Source organism: Neoroseomonas lacus, assembly GCF_014644535.1.
GTDB lineage: Bacteria > Pseudomonadota > Alphaproteobacteria > Acetobacterales > Acetobacteraceae > Neoroseomonas > Neoroseomonas lacus.
Genome location: NZ_BMKW01000004.1, coordinates 329,009 through 344,112, shown reverse-complemented (window position 1 = coordinate 344,112; position 15,104 = coordinate 329,009). Strand labels below are relative to the sequence as shown.

Sequence of the window (15,104 nt, the reverse complement as noted above, 5' to 3'; positions counted from 1 at the left end):
CACGATTGGCGTGATTATCGTCGGCGCATTCCGTCGACCAATCGAAGGGAGCCGTGACATGGTCCTCCGAGGTGCCGCCATCCTCATGCTGGGCCTCGGCCTGGCCGCCTGCGGCGACGACGTCACCGAGACGCATCCGCCAGCGCATGATGGCAGCCGGACCCTGAGTCGCGCCGAACTGCGCTGGTGCATGTTCAACGATATCCGCATCGAGGCCGCCCGCCCCGACATGCGAGGCGCCAAGCAGGGGCAGCTTCAGGCCTTCAACCTGGCGGTAGCGGAATGGAACAAGTCCTGCCGGCGCTATCGCTACAGCCGGTCCGACCGCGATGCCGTGCAAGGGCAGATCGACGCGCGTCGGGCGCAGTTGGAGACCGAAGGCAAGGCACAATTCGCGGTGCGGGAAGCCGGAGGGTAGGCAGGGTGGTCAGCATTCTGGCGGGCGGAAGCGCGGATGCGCATCGACGCGATGGGGAAAGCACCACCAAGATGCGGTCCTTGGACGATGGCGGCAACCCATCTGCGCGTCACAGCGGTTGAGCGCGCGACAGAACAGGTGGAGACAGGCGCCGTTGCGCCGCGTGCCACTGAATGGCGCCAGCGACGAATAGCCAGGCGGCCGACCAGTGTGCCGGTGGGCCAGGCAAGACCCCTTCGGTCTATGGCGCCGGGCCCATGCGACCAGGGTTGAGGATGCCAGCCGGATCGAGCGCGGCCTTCACGCGGCGCGCGATGGCAGCGAGCGGCGCGGGTTCGGCGGGCAGCACGGCTACGGTCAGGCGGAGCGCCGCGGGCGCGCGGAACAGCGTGCAACTGCCGCCGGTGACCGCTGCGGCGGCGACCAGTGCGGCATGGGCCTCGGCCGTGGCCGGCGCGGCAACCCAGACCAGGCCGCCCCCCCAGTCGAGCAGCGTGCGGCCGCCCAAGGTCTCGGCTGTCAGCGCGACCGCGGGTGCAGCGGAGGGGCGGACGGAGACGCGCCATATTGCGTCCTCGGGCTGGGCGGCGAGCGGGGCGGCGTCGCGGACCTCGCGCCAGAAGCTGCGGCTTGGGTCGCCTTCCAGCAGCGTGGCGGGGCCGAAGGGGGCCAGCGATTCCCGCAGCCGGCCCGCGCGATAAGTGACGGAAGCGGCGAAATCCTCCAGGCGCAGGGCGGCGATGGTCGGGGTGCCGGGCAGCAGTGCCGCGCCGGTGACGCTGAACGGGCTGCCGAGGCCGGCGGAGAGGGCGCGCACGCCGGTGGCGATGTCGGGGACCTCGATGAGGAGGGTCGCGGTGGCCTCGGGGGCGGGGAGCACCTTCAGGGTGATCTCGGTGATGACGCCGAGGGTGCCGTAGGAACCGGCGAGGAGCTTGCAGAGGTCAAGTCCGGTGACGTTCTTCAGCACACGGCCGCCGGAGCGCAGCACCTCCCCTGCCCCGTTGACGAAGCGGATGCCGAGGATGTGGTCGCGCATCGCACCCCAGGCGATGCGTCGCGGGCCGGAGAGGTTGGCGGCGATGATGCCGCCGAGGGTCGCGGGTTCGGTGGCGCCGAAGATGGCGCGGGTGTCAGGGGGTTCGGCGATCAGGTGCTGGCCATGTTCGGCGAGGGCGGCCTCGATCTCCGGGATCGGCGTGCCGGCGCGGGCGGAGATGATCAGTTCCGAGGGGCGGTAGAGGGTGATGCCGGTCAGGTTGCGGGTCGAGACGGTGCGGGCGGCCTGGACGGGGCGGAGGAGGCCTCGCTTGGTGCCGCGGCCCTCGATGGCCAAGGGTTCGCGGGCGGTGTGGGCGGCGGCGACGAGCATGGCGAGGCCGGCTTCGTCGGGTGGTGCGAGGGTGGTCTCGGCAGAGGCGGTCACACGTCGCTCCCAGGTGAAGGCTGCGATACGGCGGGTTGGCGGGCGGCCGTCATGAGGCGGCCGACGGCAGCGAGGGGGCGGTGGAGAAACATGAGGCAGCCAAGGCGGCTGGCCGGCGATCGGCGATCGACTGGCGGTTGGGGGCGGCGAGGCGGAAGGGGATGGTCATGCGGCGGCTGAGGCTCTCGGGGCGGCAATGGGCGTTCGTCCGGCGGGCCGTGGCGGCGAGGCGTGGGCCAGTCGTCATTCGGCGGCCAGGGGCGGCAGCAGGTCACCTTGCAGGGGGAAGACCTTCGCGGGGTTGAGGAGCCATTGCGGGTCGAAGGCCGTCTTGATGGCGCGTTGCTGGTCGAGTTCGCGGGCGGTGAACTGGACCGTCATGAGGTCGCGCTTCTCGACGCCGACGCCGTGTTCGCCGGTGAGGCAGCCGCCGACCTCGACGCAGAGCCTCAGGATGTCGGCGCCGAAGTGTTCGGCGCGGTGGAAGCTGTCGGCGTCGTTGGCGTCGAACATGATGAGGGGGTGGAGGTTGCCGTCGCCGGCGTGGAAGACGTTGGCGACGCCGAGACCGTATTGCGTGCTGAGTTCGCCGATGCGTTTGAGGACGAAGGGCAGCTCGCTGGTTGGGATGGTGCCATCCATACAGAGGTAGTCGGGGCTGATGCGGCCGACGGCGCCGAAGGCTCCCTTGCGGCCTTTCCAGATGGCGAGGGATTGCTCGGGGCTTTCGGCGACCTTCAGGCTGATCGGGTTGAAGCGTTCGCAGATGGCCTTGATGCGGTTCAGCAGGTCGTCCTGTTCGGCGGTGCTGCCTTCCACCTCGATGATGAGCATGGCTTCGGCATCCAGGGGGTAGCCGGCGTGGGCGAAGGCCTCGCAGGCGTGGATGCAGGGTTTGTCCATGAATTCGAGGGCGACGGGGATGATGCCGGAGCCGATGATGGCATCGACGGCGGCGCCGGCGATCTCGGTGCCGTTGAAGGCGGCGAGCATGGCGCGGGCGCCCTCGGGGCCGCGGAGGATGCGGACGGTGACCTCGGTGACCAGGCCGAGTTGGCCTTCGGAGCCGGTGATGAGGCCGAGCCAGTCGTAGCCGGCGGCATCGAGGTGGGCGCCGCCGATGGTGACGATCTCGCCTTCGATGGTGACGAATTTCAGGCCGAGGAGGTTGTTGGCGGTGACGCCGTATTTCAGGCAGTGGGCGCCGCCGGAGTTCATCATCACGTTGCCGCCGATCATGCAGGCGAGCTGCGATGAGGGGTCGGGGGCGTAGAAGAAACCGTCTCCGGAGACGGCGTTGGTGATGCCGATGTTGGTGACGCCGGCCTCGACCACGGCCAGGCGGTCATCAAGGTCGATTTCCAGGATGCGGTTCATGCGCATCAGGCCGATGACCACGGCGTCGGCCAGTGGGAGGGCGCCGCCGGAGAGGGAGGTGCCGGCGCCGCGGGGGACGATTCGCACGCCGTTCTCGTTGCAGTAGCGGAGGATGGCGGCGACCTGTTCCGTGGTGCGGGGCAGGACGACCGCGAGGGGCATCTGGCGGTAGGCGGCGAGGCCGTCCGTCTCATAGGGCTTGAGGCGGGTGGGGTCGCTGATGACGCCGTCACCGGGGACGATGGCGGAGAGGGCGGCGACGATCTCGGCGCGGCGGGCGAGGATTTCGGGCTTGGGCGGTGGCAGGGCGATCACGGCGGCGGTCCTCCGATTGGTCGGAAGATGCGCATCGGGGGGCGGTGCGGCAAGCGTTGCTTCGGGGTGGGGGGACGTTCAGTGTTCGTTGCGGTGCCGGCGGTGGTGCGCGGCGGGGAGGATGGCCATGAAACGGGTAATTCTGGCGGCGGCGATGGTGGCGGGGCTTGGCGGGCCGGCGATGGCGCAGCGGCAGGGCGGGTATGCCGTGGCGGGGCAGACGCCGGATGGGCAGCGGTATAGCGGGACGCTGCAGATGGAGGCGGCCGGGGGGAATACCTGGCGGGTGGTGTGGAGCGTGGCCGGGGATAGCGCGCGGGGGCTGGGGCTGCTGATCCCGGAAGGGCCGCTGCTGGTGGTGGGGTATCTCGCCGGGCGGGAGATTGGCGTCGTTGCCTATGCCGTGCAGCCGGATGGGCGGCTGTTGGGCACGTGGACGCAGGGCGCCGGCGGCGGCGTGGGCAGCGAGACGCTGACGCCGGCCGGCGGAAGCACCGGGAAATAGACAAGGGGGGCTTGAGCCCCCCTTTCGACCTCGCATGGACCGTGCCGGGTTGGGCCCGGCGCGGGGTTCAGCCCTGGCGGGCCTTCAGGCGGGGGTTCTTCTTGTTGATCACGTAGACGCGGCCACGGCGGCGCACGACGACGCAGTTCTTGTCGCGGGTCTTGGCGGTCTTCAGGGAATTACGGATCTTCATGGTCTTACCTCGTGAGGGGGCCGCTTCTAAGGGGGGGTGAGGCGGGCGTCAACCTCGGGCGGGTGGGGCACTTTAGGATTTTAGGGTTTTAGGATTTTAAGGGGGGTGGAAGTGCGGGTTTTGGACAAAGGGCGGGGGTTGGGGGGTGTGGCTACCTGTGTATGGACGGATGGACGGGGTCAAAGAGCGAGAAAGAAAGGTATACACTAGCGACGACGGCCTCAAGTTTTTTTTCCTATGCCGTCAACCGCTCCTCAGACTCTCGAAGCGTAGTTGAAGGGGGGAATGCGCCTTCAGATTCGGCTTTGCGCCCATCCCGGTCATGGGCTTGGTGCTTGTCGATTACTGAAAGCAGTCGCTCGCTCAGACTACCCGCTGACGTCGATTAGAGCTGAAAAGCGTACGTTAGACCTCTTCAAGTGGATGATCCCTACGGCCGGTAGTTCTGTTCCTGCGCCGCCGTGGTCGGCACCGCCGATAATATTCCACAAGTCTTGATCGCCACGGCTACCGGGCGACCGTTGGTTGAGATAGCAGCGTGTGGGGATGAACGCTTTGGGGGCGCAAACGTGTTTCTGGCGCAGCTGATGATCAAGAATTTCCGGCGGGTGGGCGAGGCTACGCTGCTATTTCGGCCGGGCCTCAACGTGATCGTCGGACCGAACAATATCGGCAAAACGGCGGTCGTGGACGCATTGCGGGCGCTGCTTGCGGGGGCCGACGATCCTTATCCCCGCTTCAGTAGCGACGACGTTCATCTTCCGCTAGGCGGCGCGGCCACCGGGGAAATTCGGTTTGAGTATATCTTCCGGGACCTGAGCCTCGATGACGAGGCTGAGTTCATGCATGCGATCCACGAAGGTCCCGACGGCAAGACAGAAGCGGTCATGGGCGTGACCTATGGCGATGCCGATAAGGCGGGACGCCTGAAGCCTCGCCGCTGGTGCGGGGATTTCGACGAACTTTCGATGACGTCGTCGATGCTGGAGAACTTGCGCAGCGTCTATCTCCAGCCGCTGCGTGACGCTGAGCAGGGCCTGCGGCCGAGTCGGAACAGCCAGCTTTCACGCCTTCTCCACCTGCTCTCCGACGAGCCCGGACGGGATGCGATCGCGGCGGCGCTTAAGGAGCTGGATAACAAGCTAAAGGGTGAAAGGCCGATCCAGGACACCCACGGCGCGATTTCCGGCCGCCACCGGACGATGCTCGGCCCCAAGCTTGCTCAGGTGGTCGACGTCGGGCTTGCGGGGACCGACTTTGGCAAACTTGCCGCACGCCTGTCGCTCGTTGTTGACGCCTTCGAAATCGAGCGGAATGGGCTCGGCTACAACAACCTAATCTTCATGGCGGTGGTGTTGAGCGAGCTCGCTAAGAATGCCGATGCGGCATATCGCAGCCTGATCGTCGAGGAACCCGAAGCGCACCTCCATCCGCAGCTTCAGGCCGTTTTGCTGCGCTACTTGTCGAGCATCGACAAGGGCGAGCCGGGCGAGAAGCCGGTACAGGTCTTCGTAACTAGCCACTCGCCCAATTTCGCCAGTATCGCCGACCTCGACTCAATCGTTTGTCTTGTAGATGCAGGAGCAAGCAAGGCGGCGGCATTCCACCCGCGATCGGTGAAGTTCGAAAAGGGCAAGCGTGAGAAGCTCGCACGCTACCTCGATGTCACCCGGGCCGAGCTGTTCTTCGCCAGGCGTGCATTATTCGTCGAGGGGGCCGCCGAACTGCTGCTGGTCAACGTCCTCGCCCAGTGCCACGGGCATGACCTGCGCGATCATGGTGTCAGCCTGATTAGCGTCGAGGGTTTGAACTTCGACTCCTTCATGCCGCTGTTCGGCGAGAAGGCGATACCTATCCCGGTGTCGGTGATAACCGACGCCGATCCGAGCACCAAGATAGAGGGCAAGACGGTCGCCCTCTATCCGGCAGCGGGCGATGCCGTCGATCCCTCCGATACGACCAAGTCAATGCTCAAGGCGCAGGACGGCCTGGTGAAGGTCTTTCATGGCCAGAAAACCTTCGAATATGACCTCGCACTGATCGCCAAGAACCGGCCGACAATGCTGGCGGCGCTAGCGGATATACATCCTCAGATCGGCGCCGAGCTCAAGATCTTGGTTGAGGCCGCCGAGGATGATCAGGCAAAAGCCAAGGCGCTGTTTCGAGGCATGTTCGAGCGCACCAGTAGCAATGTCTCAAAGGGAAGATTCGCGCAGGCGTTGGCCGCGCAGATACAGGACCAGAAGCTCGAGATCGAGGCACCTGATTACATCCTCCATGCAATCAAGCATGTCTGCCAATGATCGATGATCTTTCGCCCGAGCAGCGCGACATCGTCGACCAGCCGCTCGGCCCGATCGCGGTCACGGCCTGCGCGGGCAGCGGCAAGACCAAAACGGCCGTGTATCGGCTAGCTACCATGCGACAGCGGCATGAGGGCCCCGGTTTGGTTGCACTCCTATCCTTCTCGAATGTAGCGGTTGATACGTTCCGAAAGGAATATGCGGCATTGCTGCGCAGCCTGCCGATGATCGGCCGATCCTCCGCGGTCGAGATCGACACAATGGACGGCTTCATCACGAGCAACGTCCTGCGGCCGCACGGGCACCGGGTGATGAAATGCGACCGGGTGCCCTATCTAGTCGAAGGCCGCGAAGCCTTCTTGGCCGGTTTCAAGGTCTATGATGGCAAAATCATGCGGCCGACAACGGATATCGAAGTCGCATGCAACGGCGCTGGATTCCACTTTACGATCGGGCGAGGCGCTACGGCGCTCCCAGCGAGACGAGCCGAACCCGCCTTGGGCAAGCTTGCATCGGTCGGCGCGTATAGCCATTCGGCAGGCCGTTACTGGGTGCTGCGCGTGTTGCGCGAAAAGCCGTTCGTCCTGCGCGCGCTAGCGCGGCGCTATCCTCACATCCTCATCGACGAGGCTCAGGACATTGGTCCGGAGCATCAGGCGATCCTCCAGCTTCTGATAGATGCCGGTTCACAGGTATCGCTGATCGGCGATCCCCACCAGGGCATCTACGAATTCGCGCGTGCCGATGGGACATTTCTGCGGACATATGGCTCTCGGCCAAGAGTGTCCGCGCACAATCTGACGGTCAACTACCGATCGCTGCCCGACATCGTGGACGTAGCCAATAAGCTGACCAAGCGCGCCGACACGGCCAAGCGCGTGGGTGCGGTGAACCGAGCGACTGCCTATTATATGCCCTTCAAGGCGGCCGAACGGGATCATGCGCTGACATCCTTCCGAAGCCTGTTGGTCGCGGCGGGCATCGATCCTGCAAAGGGAGTCGTCCTATGTCGGTCGAAGCCCTTAACCGCAGAATGGGCCGGCGAGCTCGACGGACAGGGCATCGGCGTCGTGCGATGTTTTGCTGACGCCGCGATCAGCCGCGACCAAAAAAGGAACTTCCATCAGGCCTTCAATCAGACGGGCCTAGCCGTGAGCGGCTTACTCGCCGCAAAACATGGTTCTCTGTCGGCGCAGCTCGCGCGTCCAGCGGATGACAACATGCGTCGCTTACGCCAGCTGATATGGTCGTTCGTACGCGATCCAACGACCGGCCTTCCATCGGCCGCGCTCGTTGCCGACAGCGTATGGCATCCCTTGCTTCTCGCACGCGCGCAGGCCTTGATCGCAACCATGGTCGCGAAGTTTGGGTTCGAAGCGGCGGACAATCTCGGCCGCAGACTCGCCAAGACAAAGCTCGAGGCGCGCCCTCTGGTCCCGGCGGCCGGTCTTGCGGTTGATGTCGGCGCGACCTTTCGCACCTCGACCGTACATAAGGTCAAGGGGGAGAGTCTGAATGCGGTCCTCTATGTGGCGCAGAAAGGGCATGTTCGGGCATTGCTGAACGGCACCGGCACCGAAGAAGGCAGGATCGGCTATGTGGCCCTCACTCGGGCCCAGGACCTGTTCGTCCTTGCAGTGCCCGACAACTGCCTTGTGGAATTTGAGGCCGAGCTTCAGGCATTGGGCCTGAAGCGGGTCGGGTTCGTCGAGGCGCCCGTCCAACCAGACGCCTGATCGCGACAACCGGGTCAACTCTGCCGCAGGAGAATACCGCAATCCGTCTTTCGCCATCCTGCACGCCCTGCGGACCAAGCGGCGGGTAGCTGCTACGCGCATCTTGTATCTAAGAGCGGGCTGTCGCTTAGCGGCCAAAGGCAGTCAAACATGAGCCGCGCCTCTCGACCGTAGACGTCAAAAATCGGTTTCCAAAGGCCTCGGGCCTTTGGCGGGGTGAGGTCCGGAGAGGGGCGGCGCCCCTCTCCGCTGCCGGACGTGGCGCCGAGAACCGCCCCTCCCCTGCCCTATCGACCCCGCCTCACTCCGCCGCCACCCGCGCCGCCGCTTCCGCCAGCCGGACGAACCCGTCCCGCGTCTGCGGCAGTTTCCGCCCCAGGATCTGTTCCGCCACCTGGGTCCGCAGCACCTGGGCGGTGCCGCCGGCGATGGCGAACATGCGGGCGTCGCGGACGTAGCGTTCCATCGGGTTGTCGCGGGAGTAGCCGGCGGCGCCCCAGACTTGCAGGGCGTTGTTGGTCACGCGGATGGCCATGTCGGCGGCCATGACCTTGGCCTGTGCTGCCGCCAGGCGGTCGGGGAAGCCGTTGGGGCCGGCGGAGCGGGCCGCGCGCCAGACCAGGGCGCGGGAGGCTTCGAGTTCGATGGACATGTCCGCGAGCATCCAGGCCAGGCCTTGGAATTCGGCGATGGGGCGGCCGAATTGCTCGCGCGTCTGGGCGCGGTCGAGGGCGTGGTCGTAGGCGCCGGCGGCGAGGCCGAGAGCGACGGTGGCCGCACCCACGCGCTGGCCGTTGTAGGCGTCCATCAGCCGGCCGAAGCCGCGGGCCCAGCCGCCGGGCGGGCGGAGGACCATGGAGTCGGGGACGATCACGTCGCGCATCGTGATGTTGGCTTCGGGCATGCCGCGCAGGCCCATGGAGGGGATGCGTTCGGCGGTCATGCCGGGGGGCATGGCGTCCCCGTCGCGGATGACGATGAAGCCGCCGATGCCTTGTTCCTCGCCGTTCTCGAAGGCGCGGGCGAAGACGAGGTGGAGGCGGGAGATGCCGCCGCCGGTGATCCAGGTCTTGTCGCCGGTGAGGACCCAGTCGTTGCCGCGGCGGGTGGCGCGGGTGGTCATGTTGGTCGCCGCCGAGCCGGCCTCGGGTTCGGTGATGAGGATGGCGGGTTTGTCGCCGGCGAGGACGAGTTCGGCGGCGCGCTTTTTCTGGGCGGGGGTGCCGTAGGCCATGATGGCGCCGACCGCGCCCATGTTGGCTTCGACGGCGATGCGGCCGCAGACGGCGCAGGCCTTGGAGAATTCCTCGATGACCAGGACGGCGTCGAAGTAGGACAGGCCGGGGCCGCCCCATTCCTTGGGGATGGTGAGGCCGGTGAAGCCGGCTTCGGCCATGCGGGCGACCATGGGCCAGGGGTATTGTTCGGATTTGTCGGTGGCGGCGGCCTGGGCGGCGGCGTCCTGGGCGAGTTCGCGGGCGCGGGCGCGGAGGCGGGCTTCGGCTTCGGACAGGTCGGTCATGGTGGTTACGTTCCCCTGATTCGGCGTTCGATGGCCTCGGTCGCGGCGCGGTCCAGGCGCAGTGCCTTGGCGAAGGTATCGAGCCAGGCGCGTTCGGCGCCTTCGATGGTTGCCGTGCCGGCGACGGCGGCGGCGTAGAGCTGGGCGGCCAGCATAGGGTCGGTTGCTTCGCGCGCCAGGGCTTCGGGTGTGGCGGTCTGTTCAAATTGCGCGAGGACCGTATCGCGGCCGGCGGGGGTGAGGCCGGCGGCGTCGAGCTGGTCGGCGATGCGGGCGCGTTCGTCGGCGTCGACGAGGCCGTCGGCTTTGGCGGCGGCGATCATGGCGCGGAGCATGAGCAGGGCTTCGCGGTCTTCGGCGGCGATGGGGGGTGGTGGCGGGGTGCCCGGGGTGGGGGACCAGGCGTCGGTGGCGCGCGCGGGTTTGGTGGGGGCGGGTTTGGTGGTGGGTGGCGTGCCCCAGGGGCTGCCGGAGGGGGGGACGCTGGCGCGGGTCGGGGCGGGTTTGCGGGTGGGGACGGCGTCGTCCCAGCCGGTGGTGGGTTTGGCGGTGCGGGGGCGTGGGGGTGGCGGGGCGGGTTGCTGGGGTTTGGTCATGGCCTCGATGGCCGCGCCGGCCAGCATGGCGAGGGCGCGGTTGAGGTCCTGCTTGCCGCCGCGCCGGCGGGTGCCGCGCGTGGCGGCGGTGCCGCCGAGCATGGCGCCGAGCACGCCGCCGAGGTCGAATTGTGCCATGGCCGTGGGCCCTTCCCCGAGTGGGGGATTGTTACGATCCGTTCAGGGCGGCCGCAATGGTGGGGACGAGGGCGCGGAATTCGTCGGCGCGGGGGCTGCGGGCGCGCCAGGCGAGCGCGATGCGGCGGCCGAAGGCGCCGGTCAGCGGGCGGGTGGTGACGTTGGCGCCGGCGGTGATGCCGCCCGTGACGGCGATGCTGGGCAGCAGGGTGAGGCCGAGGCCGCCGCCGACCATCTGCACCAGGGTGTGCAGGGAGGTGGCGGCGAATTCCTCGGAGGAGGCGGTGCCGGGCAGGCCGCAGGCGGAGGCGGCGTGTTCGCGCAGGCAGTGGCCTTCTTCCAGCAGCATGAGGCGTTCGCCGGCCAGCGCCGTTGGGGGGATGTCGGGCATGGCGGCGAGCGGGTGGGTGGGGGGCATGGCGACGTGGAAGGGGTCCTCGGCGATGGAGACCGATTCGATGTCGCCGCAGTCGCAGGGCAGCGCGAGGAGGAGGAGGTCGAGGCGGCCGGCGTCGAGGCCTTCGATGAGGCGGTCGGTCATGTCCTCGCGCAGCCAGAGGCGCAGGCGGGGGAAGGCCTCGCGCAGGCGGGGCATCAGGCGGGGCAGCAGGAAGGGGCCGATGGTGGGGATGGTGCCGAGGCGCAGCGGGCCGGTGAGCGGGTCGCGGGCGGTTTCGACCGTTTCGACGAGGGCGGTGAGGGCGGCCAGCGCGGTGCGGGCGCGGCCGACCAATTCACGGCCGAGGGGGGTGAAGACGGGGCGTTTGCCGCCGGTGCGTTCGAGCAGGGCGGCGTCGAGCTGGCGTTCGAGGGCGAAGATGCCGGAGGACAGCGTCGATTGCGTGACCGCGCAGGCGGTGGCGGCGCGGCCGAAATGGCTGTGCTCGGCGAGGGCGACGAGGTAGCGGAGCTGTTGGGGACTCGGCAGGGCAATCATCGGTTGTAGAGATTACCCCGTTTGCGCGTCGCGCCAGGGGCGGGAATGCAGGGCGGCCATGCGCGGTGGAGGCGGTTGCGAGCCGGCGACAGGGCGCGTGAAGCGGTCTCGGGCAGATCGGAAAAGGGCGTCAGGCCGCGTCGGCGCCATCGCCGTTGCCGAGGCCGATCAGCGCCGCGCGGTCAATGAGTTCAATGCCGGAATGGCCATGGAGGCGAATCCAGCCACGTTTGCGGAAGGCGGAGATGGCACGGCTCACCGTCTCGAGCGTCAGGCCGAGGAACTCGCCGATATCGGCGCGCGTCGCCGGCAGGTCGAAGACCGGGCCGACATGGTTGCGGCATTCCTGCGCCTCGGCGAGGGAGACGAGGAAGGCGGCGACACGCTCCTCGGCGCTGAAGCGGCCCAAAGCGAGGATGTGGTCCTGGCTGGCCGCCAGTTCCTTCATGCACAGGTCGAGGAAGCGGCGTTCCAGCACCGGGTACCGCCGGAACATCTGTTCGAGACGGCGGCGGTCGAGCCGGCAGACGGTGCCGCGGGTGAGCATCTCGGCCCCGAAAGCGTGTTCGGCCGCCGGGGTGAAGCCGAGGATGTCGCCGGCGAAGCGGAAGCCGATCACGGATTGGCGGCCGTCGGGCAGCACCCGGGTCAGGCGCGCCATGCCTTCGGTCAGGGTATAGACGTGGCGCGCGGGATCACCCTGGTGGAACACCGCCTCGCGCACATCAAGGGTATGGCGTTCGCTCTCGCCCGCCATGTCGTCCAGCGCAGCCATGTCGAGCGGGGCGCAAAGCCCGATCGAGCGCGAACCGCATTTCAGGCAGACATCCGCACCAGTCCCGAGACCGTCCATCAGAGCGCGGGTGCTGTCGAGAGGGTTCATGATATCCGTTTACCTGGCTGGGCGGATCATAGACCGCAGACGCCCGCAAACCGGGCCGACCGTGCGCGGCACCATCCTCCGGCCGTTGCGGTAGATCAAGAACAAACGCATCTACGGCGTGATGTGCTGCTGCGCGTCAGGCGCGTGGCCGGGTTGCGTTGCGCGGCACGGTGGCGACACTGCGCGGTGGGGACCGTCCCACAGGAAATTCACATGATGCAGGCTGCACCCGTTTTCCGTCTCGATGGCCAGAGGATCCTGGTCACCGGGGCATCGCTCGGCATCGGGCGCGCCGTCGCACTGGCCGCCGCGGCGAGTGGGGCGACCGTCGTACTGGCCGCGCGGGGACGGGTGGGGCTTGAGACAGTCGCGGCCGAGGTCGCCGCGGCCGGTGGCACGGCCGAGGTGCTGCCCTTCGATGCCGCGGACCCGGCGGCGATCCGAAGCGCCGTCGAGGCCGCCGGCGTGCTGGACGGCTTGGTGAACAATGCCGGCAGCGTGACACGCGAGGCCTTCCTCGACGCAACCGAGGCGGAGATGGACCGCGTCCTTGGCCTGAACGTGAGAGGTGCGGTGATCGTGGCCCAGGCGGTGGCGCGCGGCATGGTGGCGGCGGGGCGCGGCGGGTCGATCGTCAACATGGCCTCGATCGCCGGGCTGGTGGGGGCGCGCAATCGCAGCCTCTATGCGGCGACCAAGCATGCGGTGATGGGGCTGACGCGGGCGATGGCGCTGGAACTCGGGCCGAAGGGGATCCGGGTGAATGCGGTCTGCCCCGGGCTGGTGAACACGCCACTTGCCGCCGACCTGATGGCGGATGCGACATTCGTCGCGGCGGCGCGGGCGCGCATTCCGCTTGGACGCATCATGGAGCCGGAGGACATCGCCGGGCCGACGGTGTTTCTGCTCTCGGCCGCATCCTCCGGCATCACCGGCATCGCGTTGCCGGTCGATGGCGGCGTGACGGCGGAGTGAGCGCGATGCCCGTCACCGTCCGCACCTGCGGCGCCGCGCGCACCGTCACCGGCCTGTCGCTGCTGTTCGAGACCGGCAAGGCCCGCTTCCTCGTCGATTGCGGCATGTTCCAGGGGCCGAAGACGCTCAAGGCGCTGAACTGGGAACCCTTCCCCTACAATCCGCGCGAGATCGACGCGGTGCTGCTGACGCATGCGCATATCGACCATTCCGGCCTGCTGCCGAAGCTCGTGAAGCAGGGGTTCCGCGGGCAGATCCATGCCACGGCCCCGACCGTCGATCTGTGCGCCGTCATGCTGCCGGATTCGGGGCATGTGCAGGAGATGGAGGTCGACCACCTCAATCGCCGCAATCGCCGGCGCGGAGGCGAGGCGGTCGAGCCGATCTACACCGCCAACGATGCCGTCGCGGCGATCCGTGCCTTCCGCGCGGTGCCGATGGACCGCTGGCTGACCTTCGATGCCCTGCCGGGGCTCCGCGCGCGCTGGTGGAATGCCGGGCACATGCTCGGTTCGGCTTCGATCGAGCTGGAATTCACCGAGGGCGACGCGGCGCCGCTGCGCGTGCTGGTCTCGGGCGACCTCGGGCCGGATTGCGCGGCGTTCCATCGCGACCCGGAAGGGCCGGAGACGCTCGACCATGTCTTCCTCGAATCCACCTATGGCGACGAGGACAAACCCTGCGTCGGCCAGGCCGAGCGTCGCGATCGCCTCGCCACGCTCGTGAACGAGGCGGTGAAGCCCGCCGGCGCGCTGTTGATCCCGGCCTTCGCGGTGGAACGCACGCAGGAAATCTGCTGGGACCTGGTGGCGTTGATGCAGGCCGGACGGATTCCGCAGGCGCCGATCTTCGTCGACAGCCCGCTCGCCATCCGCGCCACCGAGGTGTTCCTCGAGCATGCCGCGGCGCTGGAGGATGGGCGCTCAGTCAAGCGCGCGCTGCGCTCGCCGCTGCTGAACTTCACGGAGACGGGCGAGGCGTCGCGCCGCATCGCCTCGGTCGAGGGGTTCCACATCATCATCGCCGGGTCGGGCATGTGCGATGCGGGGCGCATCCGCCATCACCTCAAGCGCTGGCTGTGGTCCCCGGAGGCGACGGTGCTGCTGACCGGCTACCAGGCGGAAGCAACGCTCGGGCGGCTGTTGCAGGAAGGGCGGCAGGAGGTGCGCATCCAGGGTGACACCATCCGCGTCGCCGCGCAGATCCGGGAAATCCGCGATTATTCCGGCCATGCCGATGCGGTGGAACTCGGCGCCTGGTTGAAGGCGCGTGGGACGGTGACCGGGGGGGTGTTCCTGGTGCATGGCGAGGAACCGGCGATGGAGGCGCTGGCGCAGCGGCTGACCCGCGAGGGGATCGCCCGCGCCGGGCAGGTGTTGATGCCGTCGCTCGACGACAGTTTCACCTTGGCCAGGGCGAGCATGCCGGCGCAGCGGGAGGCGCCGCGACGGCGCGAGGACCCGGCCACGGCCGGGCGGCCGGATTGGCACAATGCGCGCGCGGCGCTGCTGCTGGGGATCGAGGATGCCATTGAGCGCGCGCCGAATGCGGCAGCGCGCGAGGCGCTGATGGCGGCGCTGCGGGAGGCGCTGGAGGCGCGGCGGCCGCGGTAAGGGCAGAACCATCGGCACGGGGCTCCGGCCCGTGCTGAGGCCGCGAATGCGGCCCGCCGGCGGTCCGGCAAAAGCCAGGCGAACCGAAGGCGCGCCGCTGGCACGACGCGTCTGGGGGCCTGATGAGGCGGGTACCGGCGGTCGAAGAATTCGGCCGTCGGCATCAG

At 68.0% G+C, this 15,104-nt stretch carries 13 protein-coding genes; 6 read left to right on the top strand and 7 right to left on the bottom strand.

Going from position 1 to position 15,104, the window contains the following annotated elements; genetic code table 11:
* Positions 1 to 58: 58 nt before the first annotated feature.
* A complete protein-coding gene (locus IEY36_RS10205) occupies positions 59 to 418 on the top strand; it encodes a hypothetical protein (RefSeq protein WP_188966943.1) in 360 nt (119 codons plus the stop codon).
* A 241-nt stretch (positions 419 to 659) separates the two neighbouring features.
* Here IEY36_RS10205 and glcE read toward each other — a convergent pair whose 3' ends face one another.
* Positions 660 to 1,844 carry a glycolate oxidase subunit GlcE gene (gene glcE / locus IEY36_RS10200; RefSeq protein WP_229681237.1) on the bottom strand — a complete coding sequence of 395 codons (1,185 nt, stop codon included), beginning with the start codon at positions 1,842 to 1,844 and terminating at the stop codon, positions 660 to 662.
* A gap of 243 nt (positions 1,845 to 2,087) precedes the next feature.
* Entirely contained in the window at positions 2,088 to 3,536 is a 1,449-nt protein-coding gene (locus tag IEY36_RS10195; protein WP_188966942.1) for an FAD-linked oxidase C-terminal domain-containing protein, read from the bottom strand.
* Positions 3,537 to 3,663: 127 nt separating this feature from the next.
* On the opposite strand from IEY36_RS10195, the gene IEY36_RS10190 reads away from it, so the two are divergent.
* The gene (locus IEY36_RS10190; protein ID WP_188966941.1) at positions 3,664 to 4,041 is read left to right on the top strand and encodes a hypothetical protein; all 378 of its coding nucleotides are present in this window, start codon (positions 3,664 to 3,666) and stop codon (positions 4,039 to 4,041) included.
* Between the two features lie 67 nt (positions 4,042 to 4,108).
* Here IEY36_RS10190 and ykgO read toward each other — a convergent pair whose 3' ends face one another.
* Positions 4,109 to 4,234 (bottom strand): type B 50S ribosomal protein L36, encoded by a 126-nt coding sequence (ykgO, locus tag IEY36_RS10185; RefSeq protein ID WP_188966940.1) that lies wholly within the window; start codon positions 4,232 to 4,234, stop codon positions 4,109 to 4,111.
* A gap of 587 nt (positions 4,235 to 4,821) precedes the next feature.
* On the opposite strand from ykgO, the gene IEY36_RS10180 reads away from it, so the two are divergent.
* Both IEY36_RS10180 and IEY36_RS10175 read left to right on the top strand, forming a co-directional pair.
* The gene (locus IEY36_RS10180) at positions 4,822 to 6,537 is read left to right on the top strand and encodes an ATP-dependent nuclease (protein WP_229681236.1); all 1,716 of its coding nucleotides are present in this window, start codon (positions 4,822 to 4,824) and stop codon (positions 6,535 to 6,537) included.
* A complete protein-coding gene (locus IEY36_RS10175) occupies positions 6,534 to 8,273 on the top strand; it encodes a UvrD-helicase domain-containing protein (protein ID WP_188966939.1) in 1,740 nt (579 codons plus the stop codon). The genes IEY36_RS10180 and IEY36_RS10175 overlap by 4 nt, the downstream gene beginning before the upstream one ends.
* A gap of 301 nt (positions 8,274 to 8,574) precedes the next feature.
* Here IEY36_RS10175 and acdA read toward each other — a convergent pair whose 3' ends face one another.
* From acdA to IEY36_RS10155, 4 genes are all read right to left on the bottom strand, one after another.
* Positions 8,575 to 9,795: a 3-sulfinopropanoyl-CoA desulfinase gene (gene acdA / locus IEY36_RS10170; RefSeq protein ID WP_188966938.1), complete on the bottom strand. Its 1,221-nt coding sequence runs from the start codon at positions 9,793 to 9,795 to the stop codon at positions 8,575 to 8,577.
* Between the two features lie 5 nt (positions 9,796 to 9,800).
* On the bottom strand, positions 9,801 to 10,529 hold the full coding sequence (locus IEY36_RS10165; RefSeq protein ID WP_188966937.1) for a DUF533 domain-containing protein: 729 nt from the start codon (positions 10,527 to 10,529) through the stop codon (positions 9,801 to 9,803).
* A 31-nt stretch (positions 10,530 to 10,560) separates the two neighbouring features.
* Positions 10,561 to 11,466, bottom strand: a complete 906-nt coding sequence (locus IEY36_RS10160) for a hydrogen peroxide-inducible genes activator (RefSeq protein WP_188966936.1) — start codon at positions 11,464 to 11,466, stop codon at positions 10,561 to 10,563.
* A 130-nt stretch (positions 11,467 to 11,596) separates the two neighbouring features.
* Positions 11,597 to 12,349 (bottom strand): Crp/Fnr family transcriptional regulator, encoded by a 753-nt coding sequence (locus IEY36_RS10155; RefSeq protein ID WP_188966935.1) that lies wholly within the window; start codon positions 12,347 to 12,349, stop codon positions 11,597 to 11,599.
* Between the two features lie 213 nt (positions 12,350 to 12,562).
* Between IEY36_RS10155 and IEY36_RS10150 the strand changes: the two genes are divergently transcribed.
* Together IEY36_RS10150 and IEY36_RS10145 are read left to right on the top strand one after the other, a co-directional pair.
* Entirely contained in the window at positions 12,563 to 13,324 is a 762-nt protein-coding gene (locus IEY36_RS10150; protein WP_188966934.1) for an SDR family NAD(P)-dependent oxidoreductase, read from the top strand.
* Positions 13,325 to 13,329: 5 nt separating this feature from the next.
* Positions 13,330 to 14,937, top strand: coding sequence for an MBL fold metallo-hydrolase RNA specificity domain-containing protein (locus IEY36_RS10145; protein WP_188966933.1), 1,608 nt, complete (start codon positions 13,330 to 13,332; stop codon positions 14,935 to 14,937).
* Positions 14,938 to 15,104: the final 167 nt, after the last annotated feature.